Genomic DNA, 14,120 nt, shown 5'->3' with positions numbered 1-14,120 from the left:
TGGTAAAGAGAAATCTTAGAATAATTGGAGATCAAGTGGATCAGTTCCTCTTGATCTTTTTTAGTTGAAAATCAATGCGTTGCCATGACGAATCATGATGCGCAATTTGAAATTATAAAAGCTACGAAAGCCATATGCATTTCGTTTTAACACTTTGATATGGTTGTTCAGACATTCAAGTGGGCCATTTGAATAACTTTGTTGTAAAGCATTTTTGATTTGTGGCAGAAATTTCTGGAACGTTCTCAAGGTCGTCTGATAGCCTTCGGGAAGCATGATATTATTGGTAAGTAGTTCTTCAAACGATACGTAGTCTCGTTCCTTTACAGCGTAAAGAAAGTCTTGATATAACTGATAGCCTACACGCAAAGCAGGGCTCCCTTTCAGTAAGCGATCCACAATATCGGTCTCTGTTAAATGAGCTTTGAAGCCAGGTCGCCAAAGGCGTCGAGTATAATCAAGCTTGCGTTCATCTTTTTGAAGAAGTTTCCAGTATCTTTTTAATTGCTTACCTAATTGATAGTGTTTTTGTTCTTTGCTTTTTAATAGTTGGTTCGTTTCTTTGATTCGATGATTGCGAAAGGTACGACCAATATGTTGGACGATGTGAAACCGGTCAATAATCAGCTGTGCTTTTGGAGACAGCTTTTTAACGAGCGATACATAAGGAGCGTACATATCAATCACGATCCATTCGACCGCTTCACGAATTTCTCGTGAAAAATGACTAAAATAACGTTTTAAAAAAGGCAGTTGTCGGTTCTCGACAATGTCCAATAAGCGCTGTGTTTGTCCATCCATCATGATGAAACTCATAGCACCTGAAACACCCCGAACTGATTTGAATTCATCAAAACAAAGTACCTTAGGTAACGGTGTCCGAAAAGGATTCAACGGACGATAAAATCGCTTCATAATACGGTAAACAGAAGAGACCGATAGATTTTTCTGAGCGGCGATCTCTGTCATTGAGGTATTTTTTTTCAGACGAGTCACGACAGACCAGCGGACTTTCTCACTGATGAAACAGTGTTTTTTCGCAACAGAAGTATCTGCGACAAAGGTCCGCTGACAAGCTTTGCATTTGAAGCGTTGCTTTTTCAATTCGAGGTAGGTACGGTATTCAGAAACATCGTTCATTAACAACCGGACGGTTGTTGTACCCCAACGCACAATATCTGAAGCAATCTGGTGTTTACAGTGGATGCATTCTTGGGCTGTATAAATCAAGTTTCCACGATAAATATGACAGATTTGCCCTTTGTATTTTTCTTTTGTGAGACAATTTTCGTTAAAAGTAACTGATAAGTCTAGAATATCTAATGTTTCTTTGATAAGGTGAGTGTAAGACATCTTGATTCCTCCTTTTGGGTTGGTTCGCCAAATTAATTCTAAAGGATTTCAAGGTGTCTTTTCTATATGTTTTGGAAAATAAAAAAGATGCTGGTGTCATCCACCAACATCAAAAAGTATAGAGCCGAAACAATAAAGCGTGCAGTCTGTTGAGACTGCACGCTTTATTGTTTAATCCAAAATCAGTTTACTACCTTAGTACGTAAAATCAAACAGCTCGTTTAAACACTTTTCTAGCCTCTAAAGTTTTGATAAATGAATAAACAACCATTATTTGAATAGGGATTTGGATCATATTCCTGATGACTCTACCTAGAAAAATCACTTTGAAATCTGCACCAAACAAAACAGACATCAGCCAAGAATTGATAAAAAGGCTGACTGGGATCATAATCAATAATTGGGCAGCGATGACGGAAGGCAGGTTTATCTTTTTATGACGCGAATTGTAAAATTAAGTTAGAAAAATAAAAAGGCATTTATGGTACACTCAAATTGTATTTCCGACGAAAGAAAACAAAGGAGTGTAACCATAAATGACCTACAAACATCTTACCATAGACGAACTGACAATGATAGAATCATATTATCTTCAACATAATAAGCCGGTTGAAATCGCTAACCGAATGGGACGTGCTATACAAACTATTTATAATGTAGTCAATAAGTTCAAGCAAGGTAAGACTGCTCTTGATTATTGGCACCAGTATAAAGAAAATAAGAAAAAATGTGGTAGAAAAGTCATTCAATTACCTGCTCATGAAGTAGATTACATTAAAGAGAAAGTCACTCTTGGTTGGACGCCTGACGTCATTATCGGGCGAAAAGAAAGACCTGTTTCATGCGGTATGAGAACCCTTTATCGTTTATTTTCTAAAGGAATATTTGATATTGACACACTACCGATGAAAGGTAAAAGAAAACCCAATGGCCATCAGGAAAAACGGGGAAAACAACAGTATCAGCGCTCAATCCATGATCGACCTGATAATTATCCTGATTTCAATTCTGAGTTTGGTCACCTTGAAGGTGATACGATCGTTGGCATTCATCATAAAAGTGCCGTCATTACTTTAGTTGAAAGATTATCTAAAGTCATTATCACGATTAAACCCAACGGCCGTAAGGCATTAGATATTGAAACTGCCCTTAATCAATGGTTTTCTCGCTTCCCTAAAAACTTCTTTAAATCTATTACGTTTGACTGTGGAAAAGAATTTTCTAACTGGAAAGCCATTAGTAACCAACATGATATTGATATATATTTTGCGGACCCTGGAACACCTTCTCAACGCCCATTAAACGAGAATTCTAACGGGATTCTGCGTCGTAATGGACTGCCGAAATCAATGGATTTTAGAGAAGTGAATCAGACATTTATTTCCAGTGTCAGCAATCAACGTAATCATATTCCAAGAAAATCATTGAATTACAGAACACCAATCGAAATATTTTTGAGCTATGTACAAGAAGCATTTTATTCTAGCTTAATTTGACAAATCATATGATATAAAAATAAGCCATTAATAAATCCACCAAGGAAAGCCGTGATAAGAAAAGCAGCTTGAAACGTTCCTGAACCAAATATCGTGAAATTTAAAGTGTTCGACAACATTTCAAGCAAACCAGCCCAGATCGGTCCATATAGATAACCCATAAGCGCCATACTTAAAAATCCGAATGTGATTTGAAAATAAGCAGGACCAATCGCTATCTTGTATAAGATGACATCAAGGGCTAATAAAAGAGCAGAGGTCGACAACAATCTTGCATTCATTTCGGGCAATCTAAAAACGTCTTTTGCAATCAAAGTGTTCAAAATATTCTCTCCTTTGTCAGTTAATAATAAAAGGATACCATAAAATCACCAATGTGTCATGACACATTGGTGATTTACATACACTGGCATCTAACAATTAAAAAAAGGGTGAGAAGACTGCTTTTATAAACTGTAAAAAAGAGATTGTACGAATGAAAAAAATAGAGGCGGAGAATACTTATCGTATCATCCGCCTTTGTTTTTTTGTTATAAAAAACGTCAGATTAGTTATCTGCTTACATCTTCATCCATACGGGTTCTAATGTATTTCCGTCTAGATCTTGGACTTCTAATGAAAACATTTCTTCTTCAGGCATTCCCATATCTACTTCGTGGAAAGTACCACCATTTTCTTTTGCAATTTGAGCAAATTTTTTTACTTCATCCGCGTTTTCAACACTAAGCGAAATCAAAGCACCACTTGTTTTTTTATTATCAGCTATTTCTTTATCTTTTATAAATTTTTTATAAAAATCATGAGAGAGAAGCATTACCCAAAAAGTGTCATCCCATACCATTGAACCAGCTTCTTCAGTAGAAAATTCTTCATTTTTTTTAAAACCCAGCTTTTCATAAAAAGCAACGGAACGATTGACATCAGCAACAGGAAAATTAACAAAAACCATACTATTCATTTGTTTCGTCTCCTTTCTGTTTTGTTCGTTTATCATCTCTTATTTAGGAAACGCTGTCAAAAATTTAGATTCATATATAGAAACCAAAATAAAAATTTACATCATCAAAAAAGTGAAGATGTGATAGAATGAGGACTGGTTCACTTTCACTTAACTAATAGATGGAATTTCTTTATAATAAAAAAGTGAATTTATATTGAAAAAGAAAAAAACAAGTAAAGCCGGGGAATATTCCGGTATGAAAGGAATGGAGAGAACAATGACCATCCAATGGTTTCCGGGACATATGGCAAAAGCCCGACGAGAAGTTTCTGAAAAAATGAAATATGTGGACATCGTATTTGAATTGGTAGACGCACGATTACCTTTATCTTCTCGTAATCCAATGCTAGATCAGATCATTCAGCAAAAACCTCGCCTTGTTTTATTGAATAAAGCGGATCTGGCAGATCCACAACAGACAAAGCTGTGGCAAGAATATTTTCGTAAACAAGGCCATCTTGCATTAGCTATCACGGCACAAGAAAGTAAAGGAATTAAAGGTCTAGTACCTGCGGCTAAAGAAGCATTGAAAGAAAAACGGGCAAGAGATGCTGCTCGGGGGATCAAGCCTCGCGCTATTCGGGCAATGGTCTTAGGTATTCCAAATGTTGGGAAATCTACGTTGATGAATCGACTAGTAGGCAAGAAAATTGCACAGACAGGAAATAAGCCTGGCGTAACAAAAGGTCAGCAGTGGCTTCGTTTAGGTAATGAGTTGGAATTGTTAGACACACCAGGGATTTTATGGCCCAAATTTGAAGATGAAGAAATCGGCAAAAAACTAGCGCTGACAGGCGCGATCAAAGACCAGCTTGTCCATTTAGATGATTTAGCGATTTACGGATTAGACTTTTTTGCCCGATATTATTCAGGAAGAATCAGCGATCGTTATGGTTTATCAATCGAGCAAGAAGAAAAATTGGCACCGGAATTACTGATGGATATTACAGCAAAACGTGGGTATAAAGAAGACTATGATCGCGGCAGCGAATTAGTCGTGCATGATATTCGCCAAGGAAAACTTGGACGATACACACTGGATCGTTGCGAAGAAATGGAGCAAAAAAGTGATGACTGAATCCATCCAAAGTATCAAAGAACGATTGAAAAGCATACAGAGAATAGATGATCCTACACTAGAATCATTAAGAAATGATCCACGCAAAGGCGTGCAGCAAGCACTGGCTTCTTTTGAACGACGATTGAAAAAGGAAGCATTAATTAAGGAAAAATATGAAGAAATGTTTTGCTTTGAAAAGCAAGGGTACGCACAAGGTCACCAATGGATTGCCGGCATTGATGAAGTAGGAAGAGGACCATTAGCTGGACCTGTCGTGGCAGCTGCAGTTATCTTGCCGAAAAATGAGATCATATTAGGGCTGAATGACTCCAAACAATTATCAGAGAAAAAGCGAGAACTTCTTTATCAACAAGTTCAAGAAAAAGCCCTGGCAATCGGGATCGGGATCGTTGATCAGCAGACAATCGATGATGTGAATATTTATGAAGCAAGTAAATTAGCGATGATCCAAGCAGTAGAAAAATTGTCCATTGTACCAAGCTATTTGTTGATCGATGCGATGACCTTGGATTTGCCTATCCAGCAGGAAAAAATAATCAAAGGGGATGCACGATCTGTGTCGATTGCTGCTGCAAGTATCATTGCTAAAGTATATCGAGACCAATTGATGAAAGAATATGACGTGCTTTATCCTGGATATGGTTTCTCGCATAATGCAGGTTATGGAACAAAGGAACACTTAGAAGGACTTGAACGACAAGGAATTACGCCAATCCATCGTAAAAGTTTTGCACCTGTAAAAAAATATTTACAATAAAAAACAGCCGCTTTTACGTATCTTATTAGAAAGAGAGACGAAAGGCGGTTTTATGATGTATCAAATAGAAGAGAATTTATTGAAACTTGCTTATACAAAAGGAATCAGTAGTCAAGGAAAATGGGCACTTGCTAACTGGATGATGCAGTATCCTTATAAAGAAATCGGATTTGAAGACATCATTAAGATAGGTAAAATAACCACACATCGGGAGCTGTTTCGCAAAAGTTGGCAGGAAATTCACGCTAACTGGGGCAAAATCCAATCGAAACAGTCGTTTATCACTTGCTTTGATCCCAAATATCCCCCTCAGCTGCTTCACTTGACCTATCCGCCAATTGTACTGTTTTATAATGGTGATCTATCTTTACTTTCTTGTAACATGTTAAGCGTTGTTGGTGGAAGACACACTTCTGCTTTAGCCAAAAAAACAGTTTATTATTTACTAAAACCAGTGGTAGAAGCTGGATATGTGATCGTCAGTGACTGCGCGAAAGGGATAGATACATACGGTCACCAAGCAGCAATCTCTCATGGTGGACGGACAATCGCAGTCATTGGAACAGGGATAGAGCAAGTCTATCCTGCTGAAAATCGTGACTTGCAAGAGGTGATTGCAAATGATCATCTTCTTTTGAGTGAATATCCTCCTCAATCCGGCCCGAAAAAGCATCGTTTTCCAATGAGAAATCGGATTATCGCAGCTTTGTCTAAAGGAACATGTGTCTTTGAAGCCAAGAAAAAAAGCGGCTCTCTGATAACAGCACAGCAAGCATTGGATCTTGGAAGAACAGTTTTTTCTGTTCCAGGAAATATTTTAACAGAACATTCTACCGGATGTCATCATTTGATCCAAGACGGTGCAGTTTGCACGGTTTCGGGTGAAGATATCTTGGCAGAATTTAAAGAATAACACCATACTTTTCATTTGCTTTTCTTGACAAACGTTTTCTGAATGGATATGATTAGCTACGATTTGTATGAATCCTCTTTTAATAGTAGGAACACGACAATGGAAAGGAGTCCATTCAGTAATGGCGTATAAATATTTAGTGATTGTAGAATCACCTGCAAAAGCCAAGACAATTGAGAAATATCTTGGACGAAACTATAAAGTAATGGCCAGTGTTGGCCATATAAGAGATTTACCGAAAAGTAAAATGGGTATCGATTTTGAAAACAATTATGAACCCCATTATATTTCTATACGCGGAAAAGGCGATGTCATCAAAAGCCTTAAAGCCGCAGCAAAAAAAGCTCAAAAAGTTTACTTGGCAAGTGACCCGGATAGAGAAGGAGAAGCGATTGCTTGGCATTTAGCGTACCTACTTGGGTTGGATCTGAAAGAAAAAAATCGGGTGGTCTTCAATGAAATCACAAAAGACGCAGTCAAAGCAGCTTTTAAGGAACCAAGAACGATCGATGTAGATTTAGTAGATGCACAGCAAGCTCGTCGTACCTTAGACAGAATCGTTGGTTATTCGATCAGTCCTATTCTCTGGCGTAAGGTCAAGAAAGGGTTAAGTGCAGGACGTGTCCAATCTGTCGCTTTAAAAATTATTATTGACCGTGAAAAAGAGATCCGAGAATTTGTTCCAGAAGAATATTGGAGCATCGACGGTAATTTTAAAAAAGCTCGCAAGAAATTCAAAGCAAATTTCTGGGGAATCGACGGTAAGAAAAAGAAATTACCAGATGCACAAAGTGTAAAAGAAGTCACTGCTAGAATTGATGGAACAGACTTCGAAGTTAAAAAAGTAGAAAAGAAAGAGCGCAAAAGAAACCCTGCGAATCCTTTCACTACAAGTAGCCTGCAACAAGAAGCTGCCCGTAAGTTAAACTTTCGAACAAGAAAAACCATGATGGTAGCACAGCAATTATATGAAGGAATCACTTTGGGTAAACAAGGAACAGTCGGCTTGATTACATACATGCGTACTGATTCTACCCGGATTGCCGATACAGCAAAAGCAGAGGCCGCAGCATTTATTGAAGATACGTATGGAAAAGAATTTTCTAGACATGATCACCGAAAGATCAAAAATGCTCAAGGCGCACAAGATGCCCATGAAGCTGTGCGTCCAACGAGTGTGCTTCGTACACCAGATGAACTCAAACAATATTTAGATAAAGATCAATTGAAACTTTATACATTGATCTGGTCACGTTTTGTGGCTAGTCAGATGACACCAGCTATTTTAGATACAATGAAAGTGACATTAGAACAAAATGGTGTCATCTTCATTGCGAACGGTTCAAAAATCAAATTCAAAGGATTCATGCAAGTGTATGTGGAAGGTAGAGATGACGGCAAAGAAGAGAAAGAAAATATTCTTCCAGAACTTGAAGAAGGCGATGTAGTCCAATCTGTTGATATTGAACCAAAACAACATTTTACTCAACCACCAGCACGTTTTAGTGAGGCTACGTTGATTCGTGCACTAGAAGAAAACGGGGTAGGGCGACCTTCCACTTATGCACCAACACTTGATACGATCCAAAGACGCTACTATGTAAAATTGACACAAAAAAGATTTGAGCCGACTGAACTAGGAGAAATTGTCAATTCACTGATCTGTGAATTCTTCCCTCAAATCGTCGATATCCATTTCACAGCAGAAATGGAAGGAGATTTGGATAAAATTGAAGAAGGCACGGAAGCGTGGGTCAAAGTGGTTGATCGTTTCTATAAACCGTTTGAAAAAGAACTGACGAATGCGGAAGAAAAAATCGAAAAAATTCAAATCAAAGATGAACCAGCAGGATTCGATTGTGATGTCTGTGGACATCCGATGGTGATAAAATTAGGGAAATATGGGAAGTTTTATGCTTGCAGTAATTTTCCTGATTGTCGGAATACGAAACCAATCGTAAAAGAAATCGGTGTGACTTGCCCAGTATGTCATGAAGGACAAGTCATTGAACGAAAATCTAAGAAAAACAGACTATTCTATGGTTGTTCCCGTTTTCCAGAATGTGAATTCACTTCTTGGGATAAACCAGTGGGCAGAAATTGTCCAAAATGTGACGGATATCTGGTCGAGAAGAAAGTCAAAGGCGGTAAACAAGTAGTCTGTGTAAATGGAGATTACGAAGAAGTCATCCAAAAATAATAGAAAAGAGGTTCTTTCATTGAAAATGGTAAATGTTGTTGGAGCAGGGCTTGCCGGAAGTGAAGGTGCTTGGCAAATCGCACAAGCAGGAGTCCCTGTCCGTTTATATGAAATGCGTCCAGTCAAATCGACTGAGGCGCATCACACAAGTAATTTTGCTGAACTAGTATGTTCCAATTCATTAAGAGGAAACAGTTTGGCTAATGCAGTAGGGTTATTGAAAGAAGAAATGCGCCGATTGGATTCGGTAGTAATCACTTCGGCAGATGAAACAGCAGTGCCAGCTGGTGGTGCCTTAGCTGTTGACCGCGATTCTTTTTCTGAAACAATTACCCGAAAAGTCAAAGAGCATCCATTAGTAACAGTGATAAACGAAGAGATTACTGAAATACCGGAAGGAATCACCGTAGTAGCAACAGGACCTTTGACTTCTCATCCATTAGCAGAAAGCATCAAAGCATTCAATGGTTCAGATGGTTTTTATTTCTATGATGCAGCTGCACCAATCGTAGACAAAGCTACGATCGATATGGATAAAGTATATTTGAAGTCCCGCTATGACAAAGGAGAAGCTGCTTACTTGAACTGTCCGATGACAGAAGAGGAATTCAAAGCTTTCCATGAGGCACTAATCAATGCCGAAGTGGCAGAACTTAAATCTTTTGAGAAAGAAAAATATTTTGAAGGATGTATGCCAATTGAAGTAATGGCACAGCGAGGATTCAAAACGATGCTTTTCGGACCCATGAAACCAGTTGGATTGGAAGATCCTAAAACTGGCAAACGTCCTTATGCTGTTATCCAGCTGCGTCAAGACAATGCTGCAGCTTCTTTATACAACATCGTGGGCTTTCAGACTCACTTGAAATGGGGCGAGCAAAAACGTGTTTTCCGGATGATTCCTGGGTTGGAAAATGCTGAATTCGTTCGCTATGGTGTGATGCACCGAAACAGCTTTATGAATTCGCCAGAATTGCTGAAACCGACTTACCAATCAACGAAACGCGAAGATCTGTTCTTTGCAGGTCAGATGACTGGTGTAGAAGGCTATGTTGAAAGTGCAGCGAGCGGACTACTTGCTGGAATCAACGCCGCACGCTTAGCAAAAGAAATGGAACCAGTCGAGTTTCCACAAGAAACAGCTATTGGAAGTATGGCTTACTACATTACTCATGCGGAAGGAAAACATTTCCAACCGATGAATGCCAACTATGGTCTGTTTCCTGAACTGCCAGAGCGCATTCGAGACAAAAAAGCAAGATATGAAGCAATTGCACAACGAGCTTTAAAAGCTAATGAGGCAATAAAAACAGAATTAGAAAAAACTGCAGTCCCAAATGAGTAAGGAAACTCCATGAAGAGGGTGAGACGGATAGTCTCGCTCTTTTTCTTGCGTTTTTCTTAAGAATTTCTCAAACAAAAGGTGAGGAATTGCGCCAATTGTGAACAAACTTAGAAATATTGGTTAAATTCTGACAATTTATTTGTCTTTTTATAAACGCTGTGCTAAATTATTCTCTGGGACAAAAGGAAGGTGAGAAAATGACAGAAGCCACGTGGGAACAAAAATTTTTGCGTTATTTGATTGTCGAAAGAGGATATTCAGAAAAAACGAAAGAAGCATATGAAGAAGACATTCTCCATTTCAAACATTTTTTGGAGGAATCTGGAGACGCTGATCTGCTGAAGGCGGAATATTTTACGGTTCGTGTCTATTTGAGTGCATTAGCTGATCATCGTCCTAGCTATAGCAGAAATTCTATCAGTCGCAAGATAGCCAGCCTACGTTCGTTTTATCAGTATCTTCTCAAAGAAGAAGTGATAAAAGAAAATCCATTTTCTTACGTTCATCTCAAAAAGAAAAATTTGAGATTGCCACGCTTTTTTTATGAAAATGAAATGCAAGCACTTTTTGACAGCGTAGCAGGAGATAGTCCTCTAGATTTGAGGAACCGCGCTTTGCTGGAAGTCCTTTACGGATCTGGCATCCGTTTAAGTGAGTGTAGCAGTTTGTCGGTATCAGACATTGATTTTGATTCAGAGGTCATGTTGATCCATGGTAAAGGAAACAAAGAGAGATATGCTCCTCTAGGTTCTTTTGCTCAAGATGCTCTGCAAGAATATTTCAGGGAAGGCCGCCAGGTATTGATGACAAAATATCACGAAGAGCATGATATCGTTTTTGTGAATCATCATGGAAAACCAATCACGCCTACTGGAATTGAATATGTCTTGAATCAAATGATCAAAAAAAGCAGTTTGGATAGTGATATCCATCCTCACATGCTGCGCCATACATTTGCTACTCATTTATTAAATAATGGGGCAGATTTGCGGACAGTCCAAGAATTGCTAGGACATGCCAATTTATCGACTACCCAGATCTATGCCCATGTAACAAAAGAAAGTTTACAAAAAAACTATCGTTCTTTCCATCCAAGAGCGTAAAAATAAGGAAAAGAACAAATTTAGGAGGAAACAAACATGGTCGAATCACCATTTCATTCAACCACTATCTGTGCCGTCGAAAAAGACGGGAAATTTGCTATGGCTGGAGATGGCCAAGTAACAATGGGTGAATCTGTTGTCATGAAAGGCACTGCAAAGAAAGTACGACGTATCTACAATGGAGAAGTTGTTGTAGGTTTCGCCGGAAGTGTTGCAGATGCGTTTACTTTAGAAGAAAAATTTGAAGGCAAACTAAACGAATATAACGGGAATCTACAACGCGCAGCTGTCGAATTAGCTCAAGAATGGCGGACACAGCAATCTATGCAAAAACTTGAAGCGATGCTGATCGTAATGAATGATAAAGAAATGCTTCTTGTTTCAGGTACAGGAGAAGTTATCACACCAGATGATGGTATCTTAGCTATCGGATCAGGAGGGAATTTTGCGTTGGCTGCAGCCCGAGCAATGAAAAACTATGCTCAAAACGACATGAGTGCGAAAGAAATTGCAGAAAATGCGTTAAATATTGCCGCAGATATCTGTATCTTTACTAATCATAATATTATCGTAGAAGAACTGTAAGAGGTGAGTAGATATGTATGAATTAAAACAAACACCAAGACAAATCGTAAGTGAATTAGATGAATATATCGTAGGACAGCACGCAGCAAAAAAATCTGTTGCCGTTGCTTTGCGTAACCGCTATCGCCGTTTGCAGTTAGATGAAAAAATGCAACAAGATATTACACCAAAAAATATGCTGATGATCGGACCTACAGGGGTCGGTAAAACAGAAATCGCACGACGTTTGGCAAAAATCGTCAATGCACCATTTGTCAAAGTCGAAGCAACAAAATTTACTGAAGTCGGTTATGTCGGAAGAGATGTAGAATCAATGGTTCGGGATTTAGTAGAAAATGCGATCCAAATCGTAGAAAAAGAGCAGTACAGCCGTGTATACACAAGTGCTAAAAAAAATGCAGAAAAACGTTTGGTAAAAATCTTGGTACCTGGTATAAAAAAAGAACAGAAACAATCCACTAATCAATTTGAACAAATGATGAATCTTTTTAATGCTAGTCAGCAAAATACCGCTGAACCGCAAGAAGAAGTGACAGAAGATATTCGAATCAATCGCCGTACAGTCTTGGAACAACTACAAAAGGGTTTACTGGATAGTCGTGAAGTAACTATTGAAGTTGAAGACCAAAAGAAACCTGCACCAATGATGAACAATGGATTGGAGCAAATGGGGATCGACCTAAATGAAACTCTAGGTGCTTTGACACCGAAGAAAAAAGTGGAACGGACGGTAACAGTCAAAGAAGCTTTAGAGTTATTGATCAAGGAAGAATCAGCAAAATTAGTCAAGGATGCTGATATCCATAGTGAGGCAATCAAATTAGCGGAAGAAAGTGGAATTATTTTTATCGATGAAATCGATAAGATCACTTCTAAATCACAGCAATCTGGAGAAGTATCCAGAGAAGGCGTTCAAAGAGACATATTGCCAATTGTCGAAGGTTCACAAGTAAATACAAAATACGGGATCATCCAAACAGATCATGTCTTATTCATTGCTTCAGGAGCGTTCCATTTATCTAAACCGAGTGATTTGATTCCAGAACTCCAAGGGCGTTTCCCAATACGGGTAGAATTAGATGATTTGACAGCTGAAGATTTTGTGAAAATTCTGACTGAACCGAATAATGCTTTAATAAAACAATATGTAGCATTGATTGGTACAGAAAATGTGTCAGTTACGTTTACAAAAGAAGCAATTGAACGGATCGCTCAAATCGCTTTCGATGTCAACCGTGACACAGATAATATCGGCGCACGCAGACTGCATACCATTTTGGAAAAACTACTAGAAGATCTATTATTTGAAGCACCAGATATGCAAATGGGAGAAATAACGATCACAGAAGCATATGTGGATGACAAACTTGGCTCAATTGCGGCAAATGAAGATTTAAGTCGCTATATTTTATAAAAAATCGGAGGACGACAATGACAGACCTGCTAACGAAAACCCGCAAGATAAACACACTTTTGCAGCAAAAGAATACTTTTGACATGCAAGCAGATTTGCCTTACGATAAAATGGCTGTCACACTAGGTGGTATTCTTGACAGCAACACCTATATCATAGGAAGTGACGGAGTATTACTAGGTTATAATGAACGTCACGATGTGAACAATGAACGAATCAAAACAATTTTTGTTGAGAAACAATTTCCTGAATCTTATACTGATACAGTGGCACAGTTGATGAAAACTGAAGCTAATATCCCAATTACTAGTGATATTACTGCATTTCCGATAGAGTCAAGAGAGAAATATCCATTTGGTCTGACGACTGTCGTTCCGATCTTTGGAGCTGGCGAACGTTTGGGTACGATTATCTTATCTCGTATGGAACAATCGTTTGCAGATGACGATCTAGTCTTAGCAGAATATGGAGCTACGGTTGTCGGTATGCAGATCCTTTATCAGAAGTCTCGAAGCATCGAAGCAGATGTACGGAGTGCAACGGCTGTCCAAATGGCAATCAACACATTATCTTATAGCGAATTGAAGGCTGTACAAGCTATCTTTGAAGCATTGGATGGAGATGAAGGTCGTCTGACTGCTTCTAATATTGCCGATAGTATCGGCATCACTCGTTCTGTGATCGTCAATGCTTTACGAAAATTGGAATCAGCTGGAATCATTGAATCTCGTTCGTTAGGCATGAAGGGAACTTATTTAAAAGTATTGAATTCCCGTTTTAAAGACGAGTTAGCAAAACACAGTTATTAGAAGTAAGGGGACTGGGGCAGATAGAAATGTTTGTTCCAGCCTTCCCATTTTAAAAAGTAAGTCG

12 protein-coding genes and 2 pseudogenes are annotated in these 14,120 nt (G+C 38.6%); 10 read left to right on the top strand and 4 right to left on the bottom strand.

Going from position 1 to position 14,120, the window contains the following annotated elements; genetic code table 11:
* Positions 1-60: 60 nt before the first annotated feature.
* Positions 61-1,353, bottom strand: coding sequence for an ISL3-like element IS1251 family transposase (locus MKX69_RS07635; protein ID WP_341009017.1), 1,293 nt, complete (start codon positions 1,351-1,353; stop codon positions 61-63).
* A gap of 208 nt (positions 1,354-1,561) precedes the next feature.
* Positions 1,562-1,792: pseudogene (locus MKX69_RS07630) on the bottom strand (hypothetical protein); the annotation flags it as partial.
* Positions 1,793-1,889: 97 nt separating this feature from the next.
* Between MKX69_RS07630 and MKX69_RS07625 the strand changes: the two are divergent.
* On the top strand, positions 1,890-2,849 hold the full coding sequence (locus MKX69_RS07625) for an IS30-like element IS6770 family transposase (protein WP_002293280.1): 960 nt from the start codon (positions 1,890-1,892) through the stop codon (positions 2,847-2,849).
* Between the two features lie 8 nt (positions 2,850-2,857).
* On the opposite strand, the pseudogene MKX69_RS07620 reads toward MKX69_RS07625, so the two are convergent.
* Positions 2,858-3,172, bottom strand: a pseudogene (locus MKX69_RS07620) (ECF transporter S component); the annotation flags it as partial.
* Between the two features lie 236 nt (positions 3,173-3,408).
* The gene (locus MKX69_RS07615) at positions 3,409-3,807 is read right to left on the bottom strand and encodes a VOC family protein (protein ID WP_341009613.1); all 399 of its coding nucleotides are present in this window, start codon (positions 3,805-3,807) and stop codon (positions 3,409-3,411) included.
* 259 nt (positions 3,808-4,066) lie between these two features.
* Between MKX69_RS07615 and ylqF the strand changes: the two genes are divergently transcribed.
* From ylqF to codY, 9 genes are all read left to right on the top strand, one after another.
* Positions 4,067-4,927 carry a ribosome biogenesis GTPase YlqF gene (ylqF, locus tag MKX69_RS07610; RefSeq protein ID WP_002296988.1) on the top strand — a complete coding sequence of 287 codons (861 nt, stop codon included), beginning with the start codon at positions 4,067-4,069 and terminating at the stop codon, positions 4,925-4,927.
* Positions 4,920-5,687, top strand: a complete 768-nt coding sequence (locus tag MKX69_RS07605; protein WP_002296990.1) for a ribonuclease HII — start codon at positions 4,920-4,922, stop codon at positions 5,685-5,687. Before ylqF ends, MKX69_RS07605 begins: the two co-directional genes overlap by 8 nt.
* 55 nt (positions 5,688-5,742) lie before the next feature.
* On the top strand, positions 5,743-6,600 hold the full coding sequence (dprA, locus tag MKX69_RS07600; RefSeq protein ID WP_025477861.1) for a DNA-processing protein DprA: 858 nt from the start codon (positions 5,743-5,745) through the stop codon (positions 6,598-6,600).
* Positions 6,601-6,721: 121 nt separating this feature from the next.
* On the top strand, positions 6,722-8,800 hold the full coding sequence (gene topA, locus MKX69_RS07595; protein WP_341009610.1) for a type I DNA topoisomerase: 2,079 nt from the start codon (positions 6,722-6,724) through the stop codon (positions 8,798-8,800).
* Positions 8,769-10,145 carry an FADH(2)-oxidizing methylenetetrahydrofolate--tRNA-(uracil(54)-C(5))-methyltransferase TrmFO gene (trmFO, locus tag MKX69_RS07590; protein WP_341009608.1) on the top strand — a complete coding sequence of 459 codons (1,377 nt, stop codon included), beginning with the start codon at positions 8,769-8,771 and terminating at the stop codon, positions 10,143-10,145. Before topA ends, trmFO begins: the two co-directional genes overlap by 32 nt.
* 197 nt (positions 10,146-10,342) lie before the next feature.
* The gene (gene xerC, locus MKX69_RS07585) at positions 10,343-11,248 is read left to right on the top strand and encodes a tyrosine recombinase XerC (protein ID WP_002288415.1); all 906 of its coding nucleotides are present in this window, start codon (positions 10,343-10,345) and stop codon (positions 11,246-11,248) included.
* A gap of 36 nt (positions 11,249-11,284) precedes the next feature.
* Positions 11,285-11,833: an HslVU peptidase proteolytic subunit gene (gene hslV / locus MKX69_RS07580; protein WP_002288419.1), complete on the top strand. Its 549-nt coding sequence runs from the start codon at positions 11,285-11,287 to the stop codon at positions 11,831-11,833.
* A 13-nt stretch (positions 11,834-11,846) separates the two neighbouring features.
* A complete protein-coding gene (gene hslU, locus MKX69_RS07575; protein ID WP_002298110.1) occupies positions 11,847-13,247 on the top strand; it encodes an ATP-dependent protease ATPase subunit HslU in 1,401 nt (466 codons plus the stop codon).
* A 17-nt stretch (positions 13,248-13,264) separates the two neighbouring features.
* The gene (gene codY / locus MKX69_RS07570; RefSeq protein WP_341009604.1) at positions 13,265-14,056 is read left to right on the top strand and encodes a GTP-sensing pleiotropic transcriptional regulator CodY; all 792 of its coding nucleotides are present in this window, start codon (positions 13,265-13,267) and stop codon (positions 14,054-14,056) included.
* The last annotated feature ends 64 nt before the right edge of the window (positions 14,057-14,120 follow it).

This window comes from Enterococcus sp. FSL R5-0957 (genome assembly GCF_038008005.1).
In the GTDB taxonomy this organism is placed as follows: Bacteria; Bacillota; Bacilli; order Lactobacillales; family Enterococcaceae; genus Enterococcus_B; species Enterococcus_B faecium.
Note: the sequence above shows the minus strand (reverse complement) of the source record. Positions and strands in the feature narration are given on the sequence as shown.

Coding starts and splice junctions, on each gene's coding strand:
- hslU (WP_002298110.1), top strand. CDS start 11,847: ATGTATGAATTAAAACAAACACCAAGACAAATCGTAAGTGAATTAGAT.
- hslV (WP_002288419.1), top strand. CDS start 11,285: ATGGTCGAATCACCATTTCATTCAACCACTATCTGTGCCGTCGAAAAA.
- xerC (WP_002288415.1), top strand. CDS start 10,343: ATGACAGAAGCCACGTGGGAACAAAAATTTTTGCGTTATTTGATTGTC.
- MKX69_RS07635 (WP_341009017.1), bottom strand. CDS start 1,353: ATGTCTTACACTCACCTTATCAAAGAAACATTAGATATTCTAGACTTA.
- codY (WP_341009604.1), top strand. CDS start 13,265: ATGACAGACCTGCTAACGAAAACCCGCAAGATAAACACACTTTTGCAG.
- MKX69_RS07615 (WP_341009613.1), bottom strand. CDS start 3,807: ATGAATAGTATGGTTTTTGTTAATTTTCCTGTTGCTGATGTCAATCGT.
- dprA (WP_025477861.1), top strand. CDS start 5,743: ATGTATCAAATAGAAGAGAATTTATTGAAACTTGCTTATACAAAAGGA.
- ylqF (WP_002296988.1), top strand. CDS start 4,067: ATGACCATCCAATGGTTTCCGGGACATATGGCAAAAGCCCGACGAGAA.
- trmFO (WP_341009608.1), top strand. CDS start 8,769: ATGGAGATTACGAAGAAGTCATCCAAAAATAATAGAAAAGAGGTTCTT.
- topA (WP_341009610.1), top strand. CDS start 6,722: ATGGCGTATAAATATTTAGTGATTGTAGAATCACCTGCAAAAGCCAAG.
- MKX69_RS07605 (WP_002296990.1), top strand. CDS start 4,920: ATGACTGAATCCATCCAAAGTATCAAAGAACGATTGAAAAGCATACAG.
- MKX69_RS07625 (WP_002293280.1), top strand. CDS start 1,890: ATGACCTACAAACATCTTACCATAGACGAACTGACAATGATAGAATCA.